This is a genomic window from Streptomyces sp. NPDC085596, assembly GCF_044541565.1.
GTDB lineage: Bacteria > Actinomycetota > Actinomycetes > Streptomycetales > Streptomycetaceae > Streptomyces.
This window is the reverse complement of record NZ_JBITTC010000006.1, coordinates 108,762-128,192: the sequence shown is the minus strand read 5'-3', so window position 1 is coordinate 128,192 and position 19,431 is coordinate 108,762. Positions and strand designations below refer to the sequence as shown.

The window sequence follows — 19,431 nt, the reverse complement described above, 5'->3', positions numbered from 1 at the left end:
GAATGCACTCCGTGATCTTCGACTGTGCCATCTACCGTGACGGGCATCGGACCGATTCGTCCGACGACCCCGCGAAAGCCCTGCGGGAGGCGCGTTCGGCGGACGACGCGTTCGTGTGGATCGCGCTGCACGATCCGACGACGGAGGAGTTCGAGCAGGTCCGCAAGGTGTTCGGCCTGCACCCGCTGGCGGTCGAGGACGCCCTCAAGGCCCACCAGCGCCCCAAGCTGGAGGTGTACGACGACTCGCTGTTCGTGGTGCTGAAGCCGGTGTTCTACGAGTCCTCGCGCGACACGGTGACCACGGGCGAGGTCATGCTCTTCCTCGGCGACTCGTTCGTGGTGACGGTGCGGCACGGCGAGTCCTCGCCGCTGCCGGAGGTGCGGCGGCGCCTGGAGGCGGACCCCGACAAGCTGCGGCACGGGCCGACCTCGGTGCTGTACGCGGTCGCGGACGCCACGGTGGACGAGTACCTGGAGGTGGCGACCGAACTGGGCACGGACCTGGACGAGTTGGAGGCGGAGGTGTTCTCCCCGTCCGACGCGGGTTCGCGGGGCACCGCGTCCAAGATCTACCTGTTCAAGCGGCAGGTGCTGGAGTTCCGCCGGGCGACGGTGCCGCTGACGGTGCCGATGACCCGGCTGTCGGGGATGGGGCCGTCCGTGACCCAGGTGCCGTTCGTGGACGCGGCCGCGCGGCCGTTCTTCCGGGACGTCAACGACCATCTGACCCGCGTCAACGAGTCGGTGGAGGGTCTGGACCGGCTGGTGTCCGACATCCTCTCGGCGCATCTGGCGCAGATGGGCGTGCGCCAGAACGACGACATGCGCAAGATCTCGTCCTGGGCGGCGATGGCCGCGATCCCGACACTGATCGCGGGGATCTACGGCATGAACTTCGAGCACATGCCGGAGCTGCGCTGGATGTGGAGCTACCCCACGGTGGTCGCGGTGATGGCGGTACTGGAACTTCTGCTGTACCGGAACTTCAAACGGCGCGGCTGGCTGTAGTTCACGCTTCGGCTCACGCGAATTCGGTGGCCCTGGGGGCGGGCCCGCCGAGTGCGTCGCGCCGTTCGGGCATCTCCAGGGTGACCATGCGGCGCCAGCCGAAGGCCCGTTCCCACGCGTACAGGGCGTGGATACCGGCCGCGAGGAGCGCGCTCTTCGCGCGGGACCAGCGAAGGACGCGGCCCATGTGGGCCATGACGGCGAGGCTGACGTCCCGGTAGATCCGGATCTCGGCGAGCGCGCTCTCGCGCAGGACGCGCTGGATGGCGCGGCCGTGTCCGGCGTGGGCCAGGCGCAGGAGTTCCTCGTGGCAGTAGGCGAGGTGGTTGTCCTCGTCGTGGGAGATCATCCGCACGGCGCGGCCCACGTCGGGGTGGCCGCCGAAGTGCTTGCGGAGCATGCGCATCTGCTCGGAGGCCCGCTGTTCGGTGACGCGGCTGTGGGCGAGGTAGATGACGATGTCGTGCTCGGTCAGCGGCCGGTCGGCCTTGAGCTTGTCGTGGGCCAGGCCGATGCCGCGCCGTTCGAGGAGCATGGTGTAGTCGGTGTCGGGCGGGACCTCGACGGGCTTCAGGCCGCGCTTGCGCAGCAGGGCCTCGAAGATGCGGCCGTGCTTGTCCTCGTCGGCGCCGTGCCGGGCGATCCTGGGCGCGAGGCCGCGTGCGCCTTCCGGCACCAGGGCGGCGATCCTGCCGTTCTCCCAGCCGCCCTGGGACTCGCCGCCGGCGGCGATGGAGCAGAAAAGCCGGAAGGACGCGTCGTCGTCGAGGATCTCCTGGAACAGGCTCTTGGCCGAAAGCATCGCGGGCCCCTCTCTGCACGGTTCCGCAGAGAAGTAGTCAAATGCGGGTCAAGGGGGCGCGCAACAGGAGATCGGCCGCGCTGGGGCCTTTCTTCCGGATCAGGCCGGCTCGGGCCGACGGTGCCTTCTGGCCGACCCGAGCGGGGTCTGGTGCGTGCAGCTGCAAGGCGGAGGAGGGAGTCGACGCGCGGAGCGATGGGGGTCCCTCCCTGCTCGAGCGGAGCCGAGAGCTTGGGGGAGACCGACGACAACGCCGCTGGGGGTCCCCCCTGCTCGCAGAGCTTGGGGGAGGGCGTGTCAGACCCCGCGACCCCGGCAAGATCCGGAAGACAGGCCCTAGGCCGAAGGAGGGACGGGCGGGGGCGTAACCCCGTCCGTCCCGGCGCGTTGTTCCCCGTGACGGCCGTGGCGGGGAAGACTCCCCGAGCCCCCACCACGGCCGCGGACCTCTCCCCCGGCCCCGGTCAGGCGAGGCCGGCGCGCTCCAGGGCCTCGGCGCCGCCGCGCAGGGCGGCGATCCGCTCCTCCAGCGTGAAGCCGGCCGGGGCGAGCGTGAGGGTGGTGACGCCGGCCGCCGCGTACGCCTTCATACGGTCGGCGATGCGGTCGACGGAGCCGAGCAGGGTGGTCTTGTCGATGAGGTCGTGCGGAATGGCGGCCGCGGCGCCGTCCTTGTCACCGGCGAGGTACTTGTCCTGGATCTCGGCGGCCTCCTTCTCGTACCCCATGCGCTGGGCGAGCCGGTTGTAGAAGTTCTGCTTGCGGCTGCCCATGCCGCCCACGTAGAGCGCGGTGTAGGGGCGGAAGGTGTCGGCGAGCCGGGCCACGTCGGCGTCCTCGCCGAGCGCGAGCGGCACGGTGGGGCAGATGTCGAAGCCGTCGAGGGTCTTGCCCGCCTTCTCCCGGCCGGCGCGCAGATGCGCGACGGCGGTGTCCTCCAGGTGCTCGGCGGACGGGAAGATCAGCAGGGCGCCGTCGGCGATCTCGCCGGTCTGCTCCAGGTTCTTGGGGCCGATGGCGGCGATGTAGAGCGGGATGTGCTCGCGCTGCGGGTGCACGGTCAGCTTGAGCGGCTTGCCGGGGCCGCCGGGCAGCGGCAGCGTCCAGTGCTCGCCCTCGTACGACAGTCGGTCGCGGGTCATCGCCTTGCGGACGATCTCCACGTACTCGCGGGTGCGGGCGAGCGGCTTGTCGAACTTGACGCCGTACCAGCCCTCGGAGACCTGCGGTCCGGAGACGCCTAGGCCGAGGCGGAAGCGGCCGCCGGAGAGGGAGTCGAGCGTCGCCGCGGTCATCGCGGTCATGGCGGGCTGGCGGGCCGGGATCTGGAAGATCGCCGAGCCGACGTCGATCCGCTCCGTCTGCGCGGCCACCCAGCTGAGCACCGTGGCGGCGTCGGAGCCGTACGCCTCGGCGGCCCAGCAGACGCTGTAGCCGAGGCGGTCGGCCTCCTGCGCCACGGCGAGGTTGTCCCCGTCCATCCCGGCGCCCCAGTAGCCGAGGTTGATCCCGAGCTGCATGACCGATCCCCTTACTCGCAAGTAACGTATCTGCGGCCGACCTTAGCGACCCATTGCCGCGCGGCCCACCCCGCCTCGGATGTTCCACGGGGCCGCGGCCGGTCCCGTTGTCCACAGGCAACCCACGGCACCAGCTCTGGCCAGTAATCTCGCGCACATGGAGCAGAGGCATCTCGGCCGTACCGGCCTGCGCGTGTCCCGGATCGGACTCGGCACCCTCACCTGGGGCCGGGACACCGAGGAGCACGACGCCGCGGACATGCTGAAGGCGTTCTGGGAAGCGGGCGGCACCCTCGTCGACACCGCGGACGTGTACGGCGACGGGGGCGCCGAATACCTGCTCGGACAGCTGACGGACGGCCTGGTGCCCCGCGAGGACCTGGTGATCTCCACCAAGGCGGGCAGCGTACCCGACCTCGAGCGCCGGGCCGACGGCTCACGGGGGCATCTGCTCGCCGCCCTGGACGCCTCCCTGGAGCGCCTGGGCACCGACCATGTCGACCTGTGGCACATCCACTGCCACGACCCCGACACCCCGCTGGAGGAGACGCTCCAGGCGCTGGACCTCGCCGTGAGCAGCGGGCGCGCCCGGTACGCGGGGGTGTCCAACTTCTGTGGCTGGCAGCTCGCCAAGGCGGCCACCTGGCAGCTGGCCGCGCCGGGCACCCGCACCCGCCTGGCCGGGACGCAGCTGGAGTACTCCCTGCTCCAGCGGGGCGCCGAGCGCGAGGTGCTGCCCGCCGCGCTGGACCTGGGGATCGGCCTGCTGCCCTCCTCGCCGCTGGGCCGGGGGGTGCTGACGGGGAAGTACCGGGGCGGGGTGCCGTCCGACTCGCGCGGCGCCTCCGAGCACATGGCGCCCTTCGTCGAGCCGTACCTGGACGACACCGCGAGCCGGATCGTGGACGCGGTGACCACGGCCGCCGACGGGCTCGCCGTCACCCCGCTCCAGGTGGCCCTGGCCTGGGTCCGGGACCGGCCCGGCGTGACCGCCCCCATCGTCGGCGCACGCAACGCGCGGCAGCTCGCGGCGGCGTTGTCGGTGGAGGCGCTTAGTCTTCCTGACGAGATCTGCCGGGCGCTGGACGATGTGTCGGCGCCCGTGCACCGCTATCCCGATCACGACTGGAGCACCCTGTGACCACGGAGCCGGACCCGCAGACGCCTGCCGGCAGCACGGAGGAGAACGCCTCCGGCGGAGCAGCGGAGGTTGAGCCCGGGGCCGATGCTGACCGGGCGCCGTCCGCCGAGGCTGCCGAGGACGCGGGCGGGGTGTCCGAGGACGGGGCTGAAATGTCCGTCGGCGTTGAGGAGACCGGTGGCCGGACGGCCGAGGCGGCTGGTGGCGGCCGGGATGATGCCGGTGCGTCGGCCGCCGAAGGCCCGGCCGCGGTGCCCGAGGCCAGGGAAGGCCGAGCCGATGTGGCCGCTCCTGACGAAGAGAGCGGTGGCCGGACGGCTGAGGCCGGGGACGGCTCCGGTGCATCGGGGCAGGCGCCACGCGCCGAGGCGGCCGGAGGCGCGGACGCGGTCTCCGAGGCCGGAGGCGGCGGGGCCGAAGCGGACGCCGGTGACGGAGAGCGCGGTGGCCGGACGGCTGAGGTTGGGGACGGCGCGTCGGACCAGTCGCCGGCCGCCGACGGCGCGACCTCGGAGTCCGCCGAAGGCGTGGCCGCGCCCTCCGAGGCCGAGGCCGAGTTGGCGGCTCAGCGGCTGGAGCGGGAGCGGATCGCGCGGCGGAAGGCCGAGAAGCAGGGGCCTGTCCAGAGTGGCGGCAAGCTGAGCGGGACGGCGGCCGATCTGCTGGCCGCCGTGCGGGCGGTGGAGAGCGGGGAGAAGCCGGTCGCCCCGGCCTTCGTGGAGCCCGCTCCGGCGCCGCGCCGCCCCGCGCCCGAACCCGAGCGGCGTCCGCAGCCCGTGCGGGCTGCTCCCGCGCCCGACGCGGAGGCCGTGGGCGCCGTACGCGCGGTGCTGACCGAGGGCGGTGCGCCGGAGACGCTGGCACCCCAGGTGGCCGCCGCGCTGGGTGACGGCGCCGAGGACGCGCTGCGCGCCGACCCCTGGCAGTTGCTGCGGGTCGCGGGCGTGCGGCCGGAGCAGGCCGACGGTTTCGCGCGGGCCCTGCTGGGCGCGGAGTGCCGTCCGGACGACGAGCGGCGCGGGCGCGCGCTGACGGTGTGGCTGCTGGAGCAGGCCGCACTGGCCGGGCACACCGCGCTGGACCTCCCGGCGCTCACCGAGGCCCTCGGGCAGCGGGCGGTGCCGGACCCGGACGAGGCCGTGCAGAGCGCGCTCGCGGAGGGCGACGCGCTGGTCTTCCAGGACGCCCTGGAGGAGCCCGGAGCCCAGCCGGCACCCCGCGCGACGGATGACGACGACGAGGAGGCCGAGGAGGTCCCGGTCCGCGTCCTGGCCGGCCTGGAGCGGTACGCGCTCGCCGAGGAGAGCCTCGCGGACGCGCTGGCCCGGCTGGTCAACTCGCTGGCCAAAGAGGCGGAGGAGCCCTGGGAGTCGGCCGTGGCCGCGCTCTCCGGCGGTGCGGCCGCCCTCGCCCGCCAGGTCGCCGGGCACGGCCTGGTGCTGCACACCGGTGGCGAGGCGGCCCGTACCGAACCGGCCGCGCTGCTCGGCGCCGCCCGCGCGGCCGGCCTGCGCGCGTTCGCGGTCTGCCACACCCCCGACGGCGCCCGGCGCTTCGCCGCACAGCTGGGCGAGGAGCCCGGTTCGGGCGCCGTGGGCACGGTCGCGGGCCTGCTGTCCGGCGCGTCGGGCCCCGGCCGGGACGCGGAGGGCGCGCTGGACCTCGATCTGCTGATCGTGCTGGACGCGCCCCAGCTGGACGTGGAGGGTGCCGCGATGCTGGCCGAGTCGCTGCCGGACGGGGCCCGCCTCGTCCTCAGTGGTGACCCGGCGGTGCTGTGGTCGGCCGGTCCCGGCCGGGTCTTCGCGGATCTGCTCGCCGTGCCCGCCTGTCCGCAGGTCGCCTCCCGTGTGCCCGATCCAGGCCCGCTCGGCGAGCTGGTCTCGGGCATCGGGGTGGGCGAGCTGAACCAGGTCGAGGCGCCCGGCAAGGAGATCGTGATCGTCCCGGTGCGTGACGCGGGCGAGGCGGTGCACCGTACGGCGCAGCTGGTGGTGGACTCGGTGCCGCGCGCGTTCGGGGTCCCGCCGGAGGAGACGGTGGTGATCACTCCGGGGCACGGGGGCGCCGCGGGCACCCGTGCGCTCAACACGGTCCTGAAGGAGCGGCTGAACCCCGGCCCCGGCCGGTTCGGCGGCTTCGACCCCGGTGACCGGATCGTCCACTCCCCCGCGCCGGGCCGTACGGTGCCGGGCCGGGTCGTGCGGGCGGACGCGGAGGGGCTGCATCTGGAGTGCGCGGGCGGACCCGTGGTCGTGCCCAGGGAGCTGGTGGAGAGCCGGGTGCGGCACGGCTGGGCGCTGACCGCGCACCAGGCGGTGGGCGGCCGCTGGCTCGCCGCCGTGGTGGTGCTGCCGGGTGACGCGGCTGCGGTGCTGACCAGGCCGTGGGTGTACACGGCGTTCGGCCGGGCGGAGCGGCATCTGTCCGTGGTGCACGGGGTGGAGCAGGCGCTGCCGAAGGCGGTGGCGGAGAGCGTGGCCAAGCCGCGTACGACCCGGCTGCGGACGCTGCTGCGGGTGCAGCTTCCTCCGGTGGGCTGAGCCCGGAAACACGGCGGTGCCCGTACCGGATCGCTCCGGTACGGGCACCGCCGCTCGTTCACCGGTCGCGGTCGAGCGGTTCCAGGTCGTCGTCGGCCGACTCGTCCAGGGTCTCGTGCGGCTCGTCGGTGTCGTCGCTGTCGTCCCGGTCGAAGACCGCGCTGACGTCGAAGCGGCAGATCACGTGCTGCGGGTCGGCCTCCTCGAACGGGGCCTCCAGCCATTCGCCGGGCTCGGCCGCCTCCTCCGCCGCGGTGACCCAGAGCGTGGAGTCGCCCTCCGCGAGTCCGAACTCGCGGTGCCGGGACGCGATCTCGTCCGGCTCGAACTCGCCGAACAGGATGCCGAGCGCGCCGGGGACGGTGCTCGCGGTGTCGTCGTCCGTGAGGGTGTCCTCGAACTCCGCGGCCTCCACCCGCTGGGCCTGGGCCAGCAGCCGCTGGGGTTCGGCCACGGTGTAGTCGCGGCGGATCAGGACGCTGACGGCATGGGGGTCCTCGGGGCCCGCGTACGGCGGCAGCGAGTCGTCGGCGCCGGGGATCTCGAAGGGCGTGACCTCGTCGTAGCGGTCGTAGAGCAGCTCGTCGTACACCTCGGCGGCCGCTGCCAGCTGATTGAACGCCTCGTAGACGGCCGGGTCGTCGTCACCCGTCCTGCGTTCGACGGCCGCCAGGTGGCGGTCGAGCGCGGTCTTGACCGCCTCGGCGGCGGCGCGTACCTCGGCAGCGGTGGGCTGCGCAGCATCAGACATAGTGCAGACGCTATCCGTACCGGGCACCAGACCGCACAATAGATGCGATGCCGGAATACGAATTTGTCGACGTGTACGTCCCGCGCGGGGTGTCCCGCAACGAGGCGACGCGTCTCCTCACGGACCATGCCGAGTACGGACACTGGGAGTTGGACCGACTGAGCCTGATGCGCGATGGCAGCCGCAGGGTGCGGTTGCGCCGGCGGATCATCCGCCAGGTGCGTGCCACGTGGTGAGGGCGCGCCAGCGGAAAGACTGATCGGAGCGGGCCCCGCCGTGACACGGCAGGGGCCCGCTCCGTCATTCGGGTCACACCTGGGGTCAGGCGGCGTTCCAGGCCTTGCGGTACAGGACCGCGCCCGCGAGCACCGCGCCCGCGCCGGCCGACAGGGCGAGGCCCAGCGGCAGGTCACCACCGGTGTGGGCGAGCTGACCGCCTGCGGCGCGGCTGCCGCCCTGGTACCCGACCTGGGAGGACCCCTGCGGGGTGTGGCCACGGCCGGTGGAGGGGGTGGTGGGGGTGGCGGGAGTACTCGGGGTGTGGGGCTGGGTCGGGGTGCCGGGGGTGCTCGGCCGGCCCGGAGTTCCCGGAGTACCGGGGTTGCTGGGCTGGCCCGGGGTGCCGGGGTTGCCCGGAGTACCGGGGTTCCCAGGGGTGCCGGGTGTAACGGGGTTCCCGGGGTGGCCCGGATGGCCCGGATGGCCGGGGTTCCCAGGGTGACCGGGGTGGTGGCCATGGTGGCCAGGAGGACACGAGTTCCCATGGTGACCGGGATGCCCAGGCGTACCGGGGTGACCGGGGTGTCCCGGCTGCCCCGGCGTACCGGGGTTCCCCGGATTCCCGGGCTGACCGGGGTTCCCCGGTTGCCCGGGCTGCCCCGGCGGGTTCTCATGGGCGCGGCCCTGGCCGCCGTTCCCGCACTTGTCGCTCCCCGCCGGATTCCCCACGCCGATGACATCGACGCTGTTGCCGCACAGGTTGACCGGGATGTCGACCGGGGCCTGGACGGTGTTGCCGGACCCGACGCCCGGTGAGTCGGTGGTGCGTCCGCCGGCGTGCGCGCCCCCCGGACCACCCCGCGCGCCGTTGCCGCAGGCGTTGCCCACGGACGGGTTGAGCAGTCCGACGATGTCGACGGTGTTGCCGCAGGCGTTCACCGGTACGTGGACCGGGGCCTGCACGGTGTTGCCGGACAGTACGCCGGGCGAGCGGGCGGCGGAGCCTGCCGCGCCCGAGTCGGCGTGTGCGTATCCACTGGCGGCGGCGATCACTCCGGACGCGGCCGCCATGGTCATCAGGCCCTTACGGGTGCCCTGTCGCATGTTCTGATCCCCCCTGGGATTTCCCTGCTTCGACTGGGTGCGAAAACCGGTCGGCCCCGGAGCGCATGATGCGCGCTCCGGGGCCGACGGTTCGCTGAAAACGCCCCTCGAACAGCTGACGTCAGTCGTTGACGCAGGTGTTGCCGAAGGCGGGGTTCAGGAGCCCGATCACGTTGACCGTGTTGCCGCAGACGTTCACCGGAACGTGCACCGGCACCTGGACGACGTTGCCGGACAGGACACCGGGCGAACCCACGGCGGCACCGCTGGCACCCGCGTCGGCGGCGGCGATGCCCGCGCCCGCGAGGACCAGTCCACCGGTGGCAACCGCGGCAGCGACGACCTTCTTGATCATTATTCCTCCTAGTTGGAAACGCGGCCCCAAGGTGCGGGGTCGCATCACCTGTAACGAGGAGGAAGTAATCGGGCTACGAGCTTATCGGCGCATTCACTCTTCTCAGTTGATCTCGTACGCCTGCCTGATTACCCCTGTCCGGGGGCTTCAGGAGGCGTCGATGAACCGGTCGAGCACCCGCACGCCGAACTGGAGCCCGTCCACCGGAACCCGCTCGTCCACGCCGTGGAACATCCCGGCGAAGTCCAGCTCCGGCGGCAGCTTGAGCGGCGCGAAGCCGAAGCCCCGGATGCCGAGGTCGTCGAACGACTTGGCGTCCGTACCGCCGGACAGCATGTACGGCACCGCACGCGCGATCGGGTCCTCGGCCAGCAGCGCGGACTGCATGGCCTCCACGAGGGCTCCGTCGAAGCTGGTCTCGACGGCCTTGTCCGCATGGACGTCCGAGCGGCGCACATTCGGGCCGAGCAGCCGGTCGAGGTCGCCGAGGAACTCCTCCTCGTAGCCCGGCAGGAAGCGGCCGTCGATGTGGGCGGTGGCCTCGCCGGGGATGACGTTGACCTTGTAACCGGCGTTCAGCTGGGTGGGGTTGGCGGTGTTGCTCAGGGTGGCGCCGATGAGCTTGGCGATGCCGCCGAGCCGGGCGAGGGTGGACTCCATGTCCTCCGGGTCGAGTTCGGTGCCGAGCGCGTCGCCGAGTTCGTCCAGGAAGGCGCGGGTGGTCTTGGTGACCCGCACCGGGAACTTGTGGCGGCCGACGCGGGCGACGGCCTCGGACAGCTCGGTGATGGCGTTGTCGCGGTGGATCATCGAGCCGTGCCCGGCGGTACCGGCCACGGTCAGCTTCATCCAGTGCATGCCCTTCTCGGCCGTCTGGATCAGATAAAGCCGCCGCTGCTCGTTCACCGTGAAGGAGAAGCCGCCGACCTCGCTGATGGCCTCGGTGACGCCCTCGAACAGCTCGGGGTGGTTGTCGACCAGGTACCGGGCGCCGTAGGTGCCGCCCGCCTCCTCGTCGGCCAGGAAGGCGACGACGATGTCGCGCGGAGGCCGCCGCCCGCTGCGCAGCCGGTCGCGCACGACGGCCAGCGTCATGGCATCCATGTCCTTCATGTCGACGGCCCCGCGCCCCCACACGCACCCGTCGGCGACCTCGCCGGAGAAGGGGTCGTGGGTCCAGTCGTCCGCGTTGGCCGGTACGACGTCCAGGTGGCCGTGGATCAGCAGTGCCGGCCGGGACGGGTCCTCGCCCTGGATACGGGCGACGGTGGAGGCGCGCCCCGGATGCGACTCGAAGATCTTCGGCTCAAGGCCGACCTCGGCGAGCTTTCCGGCGACGTACTCGGCGGCGGCGCGCTCGCCGGGGCCGGAGTGGTCGCCGTAGTTGCTGGTGTCGAACCGGATCAGCTCGCGGCAGAGGTCCACGACCTCGTCCTCACCGGTGACGCCCTTGGCCGTGTCCGTCTCGCTCACGCTGCTTCCTCCCGCTGTCACTGCTGGTGGGTCACCCCCATCCTCCCCCTGCCCGGCCCGTTCGCGTCCACCCCGCCACAGGGCGTTCACACGGCGGGGACCGGGCCCGGGGGGTGATCGGACACCCTCGAAAGCCTGGTAATGTTTCCTTCGTCGCCGCGGGGAACACCCCGCACGACAGACACCTTGTCCGGGTGGCGGAATGGCAGACGCGCTAGCTTGAGGTGCTAGTGCCCTTTATCGGGCGTGGGGGTTCAAGTCCCCCCTCGGACACCAGCAGAGACCCCAGTTGACCTGGGGTTTTTTGCATTTCTGGGCTGTGGCGTGACCAATGGCCCAGCGACTCCCCAGGTCAGACCAGGGGCGACAGGCCGAGTCGGCCCGCACCGGAGGCGGCGAGCTTCCGCGCTCCGTCCATACGTGACTGCCCGTACTGCGTTGCGACACCCTCCGAGCGCGCCACCATCACCCGATCAGCGGCCACGCGGAAAGGGCTCACTGACCGAATAAACCAAGCCCCCGCCGAATGGCGGGGGCTTGGTTTATTCGGTCAGCGCCGCAGATCCCGAAACTCTTCCAGCATCCGCAGCGCAGGGGCGAAGGCGCCCCGTCCTACGCACGGACAGCACACTGCGGAGAAACGGTCCCCGCGCCGTCGTACAGCCGCGCCGGGGCCTACCGGGCCGCTCGACTGCAACAACGTCCGCACTCGCACGGAGGCCATACGGGCGTGAGGAACCGCGCAAGGTCGTCCGAGGCGAGCACAGCCCGCTCGGCATCCCACGTTCGACCCGAGTCACGCGAAACACGCAGAGCCAGCAAGGGGCGATCGGCGAACAGCCGCTCACCTGTTTCCTCAATCACGATGCGTGCGCCTGCGCCTGATGCCTGCGCAGCTCGACGTTCGCGTCGGACACGGCGCTGTAGTCACCCCTCGATCGGGCGTTCTTCCTGCCGACCGAAAGTGACAGGCACTCCGAGCAGCCCGGCACGGCGGAAGGCTCGGCCGGTAGCTCAGTCAGGCGGTAGCCATGCGGCTTCTGTGACACTGCTGCCTCCCGGCTCATCTGTGCGATGCAACGACGTTAGGAGTCAGCTCGTCAGCGACTCCATAAACTTGCACGAGCTTGCACACGAATTCGCCTGTCTGATAGCGCTATTGACGCTGTATCAGCAGTTCAACGAAGCTTATGCAAGCCCAAGCAAGTGCTGAACGAAGGAGCGAGCCATGGCCGTAGAGTTCGTTGGCATCGACCCCGACACCGACCGGGATCACTGCCCCACCGTGTGGGCGAACGCGGAGGCTCAAGAGATCTTGTTGCAAGGATGGAAGCCGAGCACCGAGACTCAGTCGGAGTGCGAGGCAACCAGTCCCGCGAACGGTCCAGTACCGGCCAACGAAGCCATCGTCAGGATTCCCGCCCGGATGATCCCGCTGATCAGGGAGGCATGTGATGCCATCGAGCGTGCCCAGCTTCGCTGAACTGCTCAACCAGTGTGAGCGGTCTGCAATCCATCTGGAGCTGCGTGATTGCTACGCCTCGACAGAACGGTTCGAGGCATGGAAGCGCGGTGAGCGGATCGATTGGGAGGACCGCGAATCCTGGTGGCATCCGTACGACCAGTTGATCGCCGAGACTGTGGCCCGGGGCGTATCGGTCCGCCGGGCACGGATAGTTTCCGAGCCCGTATCGGAGTACATCCGCTGGGAGCACTACGTCACACACGCCAACGTCACGGCGGGCGAGGAGGTGCGGTGGCTGCCGCGACGACAGGCCACGAGCATCTCTCTGCCGGGTAACGACTTCTGGCTGTTCGACGGCGCGCTCCTCCGAGTGCACCACTTCTCCGGTGACGGAGTCGTAGTGGAGGACGAGATCACGGCGGATCCGGAGACCGTGAAACTGTGCTCCGCCGCTTTCGAAGCGGTCTGGGAGCGAGCGCTCCCGCACCACCTGTACACGATCTGACGGAAGCCAGCTCCATGCCGCCGCACCCCTCTTCCAGCGTCCAGAAAGCACGGGAAAGCCTCGCCGGCCGCCTCCGTGAGATCCGGAAGGACGCCGGGATCACCGGGCGGGAGCTGGCCTCCAGGTGCGGTTGGTCGGAATCGAAGTCCTCCCGGATCGAGAACGCCAGGACGCCGCCCTCCGACGCGGACATCAGGGCGTGGTGCCGTGCCTGCGCGGCCGACGATCAGATCCCCGACCTGATCGCGGCGAACAGGCAGTCCACCGACGCCCATGTGCAGTGGAGGCGACTCCAGCGGACCGGTCTGCGCCGGCTGCAGGAGTCCACGGGCGACCTGTATCAGCAGACCAGGATGTTCCGCGTCTACGTCTCCGATGTGATCCCCGGTTTCCTGCAGACACCCGGTTACGCGACCGCACTCCTGTCGTCCATCGCGCACTTCCGGGGAACCCCCGACGACGTGAGCGACGCGGTGACGGCCCGCATGAGACGTAACGAGGTGCTGGCCAACGGCACCCGGCGGTTCTCGTTCGTCCTGGAAGAATCGGTGCTGCGGTACCGGCTGTGCGGCGCCGAGACCATGGCGGCGCAGCTCGGCCATCTGCTCGCGGTCATGGATCTGCAGAACGTCGCCGTTGGTATCGTCCCGTTCTCCGAACAGCGGACCGTGTGGCCCATGACCACCTTCACGATCTTCGACGACACCAGAGTGCACGCGGACACGCTGGACGCAGCCTCCACCCTCACCCAGCCCAGTCAGGTCGAGCTGTACGCCCGAGCCTTCGAGCAGCTTTCGCAGGGGGCCGTACGAGGAAGCGCGGCACGCTCTCTGATAACGGCCGCACTGGCGTCACTGGGCTGAGTGGAGGGTGACGGAGACACCACACTGCGCGGTGAGGCAGTAGGCCGGACGGTGCGTGCGCTGGAGGGGGTTCGGATTTCGCCCACGGAGGAGATCGAGCACAAGGTGCTCGCGACGCTGCTTGCCTGGGGCCTGCGTTGCCGTGCGGACGGAGACCTGCACATCGTCTTCTCGGGCGAGGGCGGGGTCGTGCCGCCGGATCCTGCCCTGCGGAGCGGTCCGGCACAATGACCCGCATGGCTCGTCGCACCTCCCGCCCCGCCCCCGTCACCCCCACCACGCCCTGCCCCTGTGGACTCCCCAAGGCTTACGGGGAGTGCTGCGGACGGTTCCACGCCGGAGCGGCCGCTGCGCCCACCGCCGAGACGCTCATGCGTTCGCGGTATGCCGCGTTCGTCGTGCGGGATGTCGCGTATCTGTTGAACAGCTGGCATCCGCGTAAGCGGCCCGAGCAGCTCGATCTTGATCCTGGCATGAGGTGGACCGGGTTGGAGATCCTCGACCGCGCCGACGGGTCGGGGTTCCACGAGCGGGGGACCGTGACGTTCCGGGCGTCCTATCGCGGCGGGGAACTGTGCGAGCGGAGTCGCTTCGAGCGGGTGGACGGGGCGTGGGTGTACGTGGACGGGGAATTCCTCGACTGAGGCCCTGAGACCCGCCGTTACGGCACCAGGATGTCCAGCTCCTGGAGCGCGCCGACCGTGATCTCCCTGGTCAGTTCCTCGGCGCGGACGCTGTCGCCGGCGCGGACGGCCTCGGCGACCCGGACGTGCAGGGTGACCGCCGGCGGGTCGGGGTCGGCGAACATCACGTCGTGATGGGTGCGGCCCGCGAGGACCTCGGCGACGACGTCCCCGAGGCGGGCGAACATCTCGTTGCCGGAGGCCGTGAGGATGATCCGGTGGAAGGCGATGTCATGGATCAGGTACTGGTCCAGCTTGTGGCCGCGCGAGTTGGCGACCATGCCGAGGGCGCACTCGGTGAGTTCGGCGCACTGCTCGGCGGTGGCGTTGCGGGCGGTGAGGCCCGCCGCGATGGGTTCGATCGCGGAGCGCAGCACGGTCAGCGAGCGCAGCTGGTGGGGGCGGTCGGCGCCGGCCAGGCGCCAGCGGATGACCTGCGGGTCGTAGACGTTCCACTCGTGCTTGGGGCGGACCGTGACGCCGACCCGGCGGCGGGAGGCGACCAGGTGCATGGACTCCAGTACGCGGACGGCCTCGCGCATGACGGAGCGGGACACGTCGAACCGCTGGGCGAGTTCGTCGGTGCGCAGCACGCTGCCCGGCGGATAGTCCCCCGCCGTGATCGCGGGGCCGAGGGTGTCCAGTACGCGGCCGTGCAGCCCCCGGCCCGGTGTGCTCATGCACTCAGCGTACGGCCTGGATCACAGACTCAAAAAGTCAGACTTATATGTCACACCCACTTGAATTTGTCGTACCTAATAGGTTTCAGTGTGGCGACGCCGGAGTTCGGCGTCGATGTCGAAGAAGACAGCGAGGCAGTCATGCGCACCCCCCAGGTCGTCGTCGTGATGGGCGTCGCCGGGACGGGCAAGACCACGATCGGTCCTTTGCTCGCCGCCCGGCTGGGCGTCCCGTACGCCGAGGGCGACGACTTCCACCCCCAGGCCAACATCGACAAGATGTCGGCCGGGACCCCTCTGGAGGACGCCGACCGGTGGCCGTGGCTCGACGCCATCGGGCGCTGGGCGCACAGCCGGGCGGGCCTCGGCGGGGTGGTGAGCAGCTCGGCGCTGAAGCGGTCGTACCGCGACCGGCTGCGGGCCGAGGCTCCTGGAGCGGTGTTCGTGCACCTGACCGGTGACCGCGAGCTCATCGAGAGCCGGATGTCCCAGCGGCAGGGTCACTTCATGCCGACCGCGCTGCTGGACTCCCAGTTCGCCACGCTGCAGCCCCTGGAGGCCGACGAGGCGGGTGTCGCCGTCGACGTCAGCGGTTCTCCCGAGGAGATCACCGAGCGCGCGGCCGAGGCTCTGGCCGCGTTCGCCGCCGCCTCCGCGTAGCACCCTCTCGCAGTACCCCCTTTCGCAGTACCCCCCTTTCTTCACCCCTCATGTCCCCCGAATCCCCGTAACCGCAAGGGAATCCCGTGACCAGACTCAGCGTCGAGATGCTGGCAGCGGACACCGTCCAGCCGATCACCTCGGCCGGCCACGCCCAACTGGGCATAGCCGTCCTGGCGGGCATCGCCGTCATCGTTTTTCTCATCACCAAGTTCAAGCTCCACGCCTTCCTGGCCCTGACCATCGGTTCGCTGGTGCTCGGGGCGGTGGCCGGTGCTCCGCTCGACAAGGCGATCGTGAGTTTCACGACCGGCCTGGGCAGCACGGTCGCCGGTGTCGGTGTGCTGATCGCGCTGGGCGCGATCCTCGGCAAGCTGCTCGCCGACTCCGGCGGCGCCGACCAGATCGTCGACACGATCCTCGCCAAGGCGGGCGGCCGTGCGATGCCGTGGGCCATGGTGCTCATCGCGTCCGTGATCGGTCTGCCGCTGTTCTTCGAGGTCGGCATCGTGCTGCTGATCCCGGTCGTACTCATGGTCGCCAGGCGCGGCAACTACTCCCTGATGCGCATCGGCATCCCGGCGCTGGCCGGTCTGTCGGTGATGCACGGTCTGATCCCGCCGCACCCCGGCCCGCTGGTCGCCATCGACGCGGTCAAGGCCAACCTGGGTGTGACGCTGGCGCTCGGCATCGTGGTCGCCATTCCGACGGTGATCATCGCCGGTCCGCTGTTCTCGAAGGTCGCCGCCCGCTGGGTGGACGTACCGGCGCCCGAGCGGATGATCCCGGAGCGCGCCTCCGAGAACCTCGAGCGTCGTCCGGGCTTCGGTGCCACGCTGGCCACGGTGCTGCTGCCGGTGGTGCTGATGCTGGCGAAGGCCCTGGTGGACATCGTCATCGACGACCCGGCCAACATGACCCAGCGGGTCTTCGACGTGGTCGGCTCCCCGCTGGTCGCGCTGCTCGCCGCGGTGATCGTCGGCTTCTTCACGCTGGGCCGGCCCGCGGGCTTCACCAAGGGCCGCCTCCAGCAGACCGTCGAGAAGGGCCTGATGCCGATCGCGGGCATCCTGCTGATCGTCGGCGCGGGCGGTGGCTTCAAGCAGACGCTGATCGACTGCGGTGTGGGCCAGATGATCCTGGACATCTCCAAGGACTGGTCGATCCCGGCGCTGCTGCTGGCCTGGCTGATCGCGGTGGCGATCCGGCTGGCGACCGGTTCGGCGACGGTGGCGACGGTCTCGGCGGCCGGTCTGGTCGCGCCGCTCGCGGCCGACATGTCGACCACGCACACGGCCCTGCTGGTGCTGGCCATCGGTGCCGGTTCGCTCTTCTTCAGCCATGTCAACGACGCCGGTTTCTGGCTGGTGAAGGAGTACTTCGGGCTGAGCGTCGGCCAGACGGTCAAGACCTGGTCGGTGATGGAGACCATCATCTCGGTGGTCGCCGGTGGCCTGGTCCTGCTGCTGTCACTGGTGATCTAGGAGCGGTACGGCGATGACGGCTCACCCTCTCTTCGACATCAGCGGCCGTACGGCCCTGGTCACCGGTTCCAGCCGGGGCATCGGTCTCGCCCTGGCCCGTGGTCTCGCCGAGGCGGGCTGCACCGTGGTCCTCAACGGACGTGACGGTGACCGCCTGGCGCGGGCCGCGGCGGAACTGCCCGGCGACCGGGTGCACACGGCGGTGTTCGACGTGACCGACGGCCCTTCGGTGGCCGCCGGGATCGCCGAGGTCGAGGAGCGGGTGGGCCCGCTCGACATTCTGGTCAACAACGCGGGGATGCAACTGCGGGCGCCGCTGCTGGAGTTCACCGACTCCGACTGGCACCGCATCCTCGACACCAATCTCACCAGCGCCTTCCTCACCGGCCGCGAGGCCGCCCGGCGGATGACCGAACGCGGGCGCGGCAAGATCGTGAACGTGTGCTCGCTCCAGAGCGAGGTGGTACGCCCCGGCATAGCGCCGTACGCGGCGACCAAGGGCGCGCTGAAGATGCTCACCAAGGGCATGTGCGCGGACTGGGGTCCGCTGGGCGTGCAGGTCAACGGGCTGGGGCCCGGTTACATCGAGACCGAGCTGACCCGGCCGCTGGTCGAGGACGCCGAGTTCAGCGCGTGGGTGCGGGGGCGGACCCCGGCCGGGCGCTGGGGGCGTACCGAGGACCTGGTCGGCGGGCTGCTGTTCCTGGTCTCCCCCGCCGCGGACTTCGTCACCGGCCAGGTGCTCTACGTCGACGGCGGCATGACCAGCGTGCTCTGATACGCACGCTCACGGGCGCCAGAGCGGGTGTTCCCGCTCCGCCCACTCCCGGCTCACGGCGCCGGTGCGCAGTCCCCGCCGTGCCTCCGGGTCCCCCAGCGCCTTGCCGATGTGTCCCGCGAGGACCACGCCGACGGTGAGGGCCAGCCAGTCGTGGACGAAGGTGGCCGAGGTGCGCCACAGCAGCGGGGTGAGATGGGTGAACCACATCATCAGGCCGGTGCCGAGCATCACCAGGACAGCTCCGGCGATCCAGGCCGTGTAGATCTTCTGCCCCGCGTTGAACTTGCCCGCGGGGCGCGCCGAGTGGCGCCTGTCCCGGTGCAGGGCGGCGCGCAGCCAGCGCCGGTCGTGCGGGCCGAAGCGGTTGAGCGCGCCGAGGTCGGCGCGGAACGCGCGGGAGACCAGCCCCAGCAGTACGGGCACGGGGAGCGCGAGTCCGGCCCATTCGTGGACGCGTACGACGAGTTCGCGGCGTCCGACGAGGACGGCGAGCTGGGGCACGTAGAGGCAGGCGGCGGTCGCCACGCAGAGGGCCATGAGGGCGGCGCTGGTGCGGTGGACCCAGCGTTCGGCGGGGGTGAAGCGGTGGACGCGGGCGCTGGTGTGTGCCGGGGCGTCAGCTCGTAGGGTCATCGGTCCGTCCGTTCGAGCGGCCGACCCAGGCGTCGACGTCGTAGCCGAGTCTCTCCCAGTAGCCGGGCTGGACATGGTCGGTGACGGTGATGCCGGAGAGCCATTTGGCGGACTTGTAGAAGTACATGGGGGCGACGTAGAGGCGGACGGGGCCGCCGTGGTCGTGGGCGATGTCCTTGCCCTGCATGCGCAGCGCGACCAGGACGTCGGAGCGGCGGGCCTGGTCGAGGGTGAGGCTCTCGGTGTAGGTGCCGTCGAAGCAGGTGAAGCGGATGGCCCGGGCGGTGGGGCGGACGCCGGCCGCGTCCAGCAGGGTGCTCAGGCGGACGCCCTCGAAGGGGGTGCCGAGCACCCGCCAGCCGGTGACGCACTGGACGTCCCTGGTCAGCCGGGTGCGGGGCAGGGCGCGCAGGTCGGCGAGGGTGTAGGCGCGGGGGTGGTCGACGAGGCCGTCGACGGTGAGGCGGTAGTCGGCGGGGCCCCGGTGCGGGACGGAGGCGGCGACGGAGTAGTAGCGGAAGCCGCCGCCGTTGGGGAGCAGGCCGCTCAGTCCGGTGGGGTCCTGGCCGGAGAGGGCCCCGAGCGCGCTCTCCGCGCCGCGTTGCAGCCAGGGCGCGGTGGCGACACCGAGCGCGCCCAGGCCGAGGGTGCCGAGGAAGAGACGGCGGCCGACGGGCTTGCCGTGCGCGTCGGGGTCGGCCGGGTCGTCGGGGGGCCCGTGGGTGTGCCGGTCCGGGTCGGGGGTCACGTCGTCATTCG

Annotated in this window: 20 protein-coding genes and 1 tRNA gene; 12 read left to right on the top strand and 9 right to left on the bottom strand. The window is 71.1% G+C overall.

Going from position 1 to position 19,431, the window contains the following annotated elements:
• Window positions 1-11: 11 nt before the first annotated feature.
• Complete coding sequence (gene corA / locus ACIGA3_RS19345) at window positions 12-1,010, top strand: magnesium/cobalt transporter CorA (RefSeq protein WP_399716943.1); 999 nt, start codon at window positions 12-14, stop codon at window positions 1,008-1,010.
• A 13-nt stretch (window positions 1,011-1,023) separates the two neighbouring features.
• On the opposite strand, the gene ACIGA3_RS19340 is transcribed toward corA, so the two are convergent.
• Both ACIGA3_RS19340 and ACIGA3_RS19335 read right to left on the bottom strand, forming a co-directional pair.
• Window positions 1,024-1,812 (bottom strand): ferritin-like domain-containing protein, encoded by a 789-nt coding sequence (locus tag ACIGA3_RS19340; RefSeq protein ID WP_399716941.1) that lies wholly within the window; start codon window positions 1,810-1,812, stop codon window positions 1,024-1,026.
• A 464-nt stretch (window positions 1,813-2,276) separates the two neighbouring features.
• Entirely contained in the window at window positions 2,277-3,332 is a 1,056-nt protein-coding gene (locus tag ACIGA3_RS19335) for an LLM class F420-dependent oxidoreductase (RefSeq protein WP_399716938.1), read from the bottom strand.
• A 157-nt stretch (window positions 3,333-3,489) separates the two neighbouring features.
• Here ACIGA3_RS19335 and ACIGA3_RS19330 point away from each other — a divergent pair, with 157 nt between their 5' ends.
• Complete coding sequence (locus ACIGA3_RS19330; protein WP_399716936.1) at window positions 3,490-4,473, top strand: aldo/keto reductase; 984 nt, start codon at window positions 3,490-3,492, stop codon at window positions 4,471-4,473.
• 152 nt (window positions 4,474-4,625) lie between these two features.
• The gene (locus ACIGA3_RS19325) at window positions 4,626-7,016 is read left to right on the top strand and encodes a helix-hairpin-helix domain-containing protein (RefSeq protein ID WP_399716934.1); all 2,391 of its coding nucleotides are present in this window, start codon (window positions 4,626-4,628) and stop codon (window positions 7,014-7,016) included.
• A gap of 58 nt (window positions 7,017-7,074) precedes the next feature.
• Here ACIGA3_RS19325 and ACIGA3_RS19320 read toward each other — a convergent pair whose 3' ends face one another.
• A complete protein-coding gene (locus tag ACIGA3_RS19320; protein WP_399716931.1) occupies window positions 7,075-7,767 on the bottom strand; it encodes a hypothetical protein in 693 nt (230 codons plus the stop codon).
• 47 nt (window positions 7,768-7,814) lie between these two features.
• Here ACIGA3_RS19320 and ACIGA3_RS19315 point away from each other — a divergent pair, with 47 nt between their 5' ends.
• Window positions 7,815-8,003, top strand: a complete 189-nt coding sequence (locus tag ACIGA3_RS19315; RefSeq protein WP_093505037.1) for a DUF5703 family protein — start codon at window positions 7,815-7,817, stop codon at window positions 8,001-8,003.
• An 85-nt stretch (window positions 8,004-8,088) separates the two neighbouring features.
• Here the strand turns inward: ACIGA3_RS19315 and ACIGA3_RS19310 are convergent, their stop codons facing one another.
• The 3 genes from ACIGA3_RS19310 to ACIGA3_RS19300 all read right to left on the bottom strand — a co-directional run bounded on the left by ACIGA3_RS19310 (window position 8,089) and on the right by ACIGA3_RS19300 (window position 10,918).
• On the bottom strand, window positions 8,089-9,090 hold the full coding sequence (locus tag ACIGA3_RS19310; protein ID WP_399716928.1) for a chaplin family protein: 1,002 nt from the start codon (window positions 9,088-9,090) through the stop codon (window positions 8,089-8,091).
• 121 nt (window positions 9,091-9,211) lie between these two features.
• Window positions 9,212-9,445 carry a chaplin ChpH gene (chpH, locus tag ACIGA3_RS19305; protein WP_350903157.1) on the bottom strand — a complete coding sequence of 78 codons (234 nt, stop codon included), beginning with the start codon at window positions 9,443-9,445 and terminating at the stop codon, window positions 9,212-9,214.
• 147 nt (window positions 9,446-9,592) lie between these two features.
• On the bottom strand, window positions 9,593-10,918 hold the full coding sequence (locus ACIGA3_RS19300) for a M20/M25/M40 family metallo-hydrolase (RefSeq protein ID WP_399716925.1): 1,326 nt from the start codon (window positions 10,916-10,918) through the stop codon (window positions 9,593-9,595).
• Window positions 10,919-11,106: 188 nt separating this feature from the next.
• Here ACIGA3_RS19300 and ACIGA3_RS19295 point away from each other — a divergent pair.
• The 5 genes from ACIGA3_RS19295 to ACIGA3_RS19275 all read left to right on the top strand — a co-directional run bounded on the left by ACIGA3_RS19295 (window position 11,107) and on the right by ACIGA3_RS19275 (window position 14,395).
• Window positions 11,107-11,194: transfer RNA gene (locus ACIGA3_RS19295), tRNA-Leu, on the top strand.
• A gap of 952 nt (window positions 11,195-12,146) precedes the next feature.
• Window positions 12,147-12,401, top strand: a complete 255-nt coding sequence (locus ACIGA3_RS19290) for a hypothetical protein (protein ID WP_399716922.1) — start codon at window positions 12,147-12,149, stop codon at window positions 12,399-12,401.
• Entirely contained in the window at window positions 12,373-12,888 is a 516-nt protein-coding gene (locus ACIGA3_RS19285) for a DUF6879 family protein (protein ID WP_399716920.1), read from the top strand. Before ACIGA3_RS19290 ends, ACIGA3_RS19285 begins: the two co-directional genes overlap by 29 nt.
• Window positions 12,889-12,902: 14 nt before the next feature.
• Window positions 12,903-13,751: a helix-turn-helix domain-containing protein gene (locus tag ACIGA3_RS19280; protein ID WP_399716918.1), complete on the top strand. Its 849-nt coding sequence runs from the start codon at window positions 12,903-12,905 to the stop codon at window positions 13,749-13,751.
• Window positions 13,752-13,987: 236 nt separating this feature from the next.
• On the top strand, window positions 13,988-14,395 hold the full coding sequence (locus tag ACIGA3_RS19275) for a YchJ family protein (RefSeq protein WP_399716916.1): 408 nt from the start codon (window positions 13,988-13,990) through the stop codon (window positions 14,393-14,395).
• Between the two features lie 17 nt (window positions 14,396-14,412).
• Here ACIGA3_RS19275 and ACIGA3_RS19270 read toward each other — a convergent pair whose 3' ends face one another.
• Window positions 14,413-15,114, bottom strand: coding sequence for a FadR/GntR family transcriptional regulator (locus tag ACIGA3_RS19270; RefSeq protein WP_399716914.1), 702 nt, complete (start codon window positions 15,112-15,114; stop codon window positions 14,413-14,415).
• 141 nt (window positions 15,115-15,255) lie between these two features.
• On the opposite strand from ACIGA3_RS19270, the gene ACIGA3_RS19265 reads away from it, so the two are divergent.
• The 3 genes from ACIGA3_RS19265 to ACIGA3_RS19255 all read left to right on the top strand — a co-directional run bounded on the left by ACIGA3_RS19265 (window position 15,256) and on the right by ACIGA3_RS19255 (window position 18,036).
• On the top strand, window positions 15,256-15,774 hold the full coding sequence (locus ACIGA3_RS19265) for a gluconokinase (RefSeq protein ID WP_399717602.1): 519 nt from the start codon (window positions 15,256-15,258) through the stop codon (window positions 15,772-15,774).
• Window positions 15,775-15,860: 86 nt separating this feature from the next.
• Window positions 15,861-17,258 (top strand): GntP family permease, encoded by a 1,398-nt coding sequence (locus ACIGA3_RS19260; protein ID WP_399716912.1) that lies wholly within the window; start codon window positions 15,861-15,863, stop codon window positions 17,256-17,258.
• A 13-nt stretch (window positions 17,259-17,271) separates the two neighbouring features.
• Window positions 17,272-18,036 (top strand): SDR family oxidoreductase, encoded by a 765-nt coding sequence (locus ACIGA3_RS19255; RefSeq protein WP_399716910.1) that lies wholly within the window; start codon window positions 17,272-17,274, stop codon window positions 18,034-18,036.
• Window positions 18,037-18,045: 9 nt separating this feature from the next.
• On the opposite strand, the gene ACIGA3_RS19250 is transcribed toward ACIGA3_RS19255, so the two are convergent.
• Window positions 18,046-18,672: a cytochrome b/b6 domain-containing protein gene (locus ACIGA3_RS19250; RefSeq protein ID WP_399716908.1), complete on the bottom strand. Its 627-nt coding sequence runs from the start codon at window positions 18,670-18,672 to the stop codon at window positions 18,046-18,048.
• Window positions 18,656-19,420 carry a molybdopterin-dependent oxidoreductase gene (locus tag ACIGA3_RS19245; RefSeq protein WP_399716905.1) on the bottom strand — a complete coding sequence of 255 codons (765 nt, stop codon included), beginning with the start codon at window positions 19,418-19,420 and terminating at the stop codon, window positions 18,656-18,658. Before ACIGA3_RS19245 ends, ACIGA3_RS19250 begins: the two co-directional genes overlap by 17 nt.
• Window positions 19,421-19,431: the final 11 nt, after the last annotated feature.

Coding starts and splice junctions, on each gene's coding strand:
- ACIGA3_RS19340 (WP_399716941.1), bottom strand. CDS start 1,812: ATGCTTTCGGCCAAGAGCCTGTTCCAGGAGATCCTCGACGACGACGCG.
- ACIGA3_RS19335 (WP_399716938.1), bottom strand. CDS start 3,332: ATGCAGCTCGGGATCAACCTCGGCTACTGGGGCGCCGGGATGGACGGG.
- ACIGA3_RS19330 (WP_399716936.1), top strand. CDS start 3,490: ATGGAGCAGAGGCATCTCGGCCGTACCGGCCTGCGCGTGTCCCGGATC.
- ACIGA3_RS19325 (WP_399716934.1), top strand. CDS start 4,626: ATGTCCGTCGGCGTTGAGGAGACCGGTGGCCGGACGGCCGAGGCGGCT.
- ACIGA3_RS19320 (WP_399716931.1), bottom strand. CDS start 7,767: ATGTCTGATGCTGCGCAGCCCACCGCTGCCGAGGTACGCGCCGCCGCC.
- ACIGA3_RS19315 (WP_093505037.1), top strand. CDS start 7,815: ATGCCGGAATACGAATTTGTCGACGTGTACGTCCCGCGCGGGGTGTCC.
- ACIGA3_RS19310 (WP_399716928.1), bottom strand. CDS start 9,090: ATGCGACAGGGCACCCGTAAGGGCCTGATGACCATGGCGGCCGCGTCC.
- chpH (WP_350903157.1), bottom strand. CDS start 9,445: ATGATCAAGAAGGTCGTCGCTGCCGCGGTTGCCACCGGTGGACTGGTC.
- ACIGA3_RS19290 (WP_399716922.1), top strand. CDS start 12,147: ATGGCCGTAGAGTTCGTTGGCATCGACCCCGACACCGACCGGGATCAC.
- ACIGA3_RS19285 (WP_399716920.1), top strand. CDS start 12,373: ATGCCATCGAGCGTGCCCAGCTTCGCTGAACTGCTCAACCAGTGTGAG.
- ACIGA3_RS19280 (WP_399716918.1), top strand. CDS start 12,903: ATGCCGCCGCACCCCTCTTCCAGCGTCCAGAAAGCACGGGAAAGCCTC.
- ACIGA3_RS19275 (WP_399716916.1), top strand. CDS start 13,988: ATGGCTCGTCGCACCTCCCGCCCCGCCCCCGTCACCCCCACCACGCCC.
- ACIGA3_RS19270 (WP_399716914.1), bottom strand. CDS start 15,114: ATGAGCACACCGGGCCGGGGGCTGCACGGCCGCGTACTGGACACCCTC.
- ACIGA3_RS19265 (WP_399717602.1), top strand. CDS start 15,256: ATGCGCACCCCCCAGGTCGTCGTCGTGATGGGCGTCGCCGGGACGGGC.
- ACIGA3_RS19255 (WP_399716910.1), top strand. CDS start 17,272: ATGACGGCTCACCCTCTCTTCGACATCAGCGGCCGTACGGCCCTGGTC.
- ACIGA3_RS19250 (WP_399716908.1), bottom strand. CDS start 18,672: ATGACCCTACGAGCTGACGCCCCGGCACACACCAGCGCCCGCGTCCAC.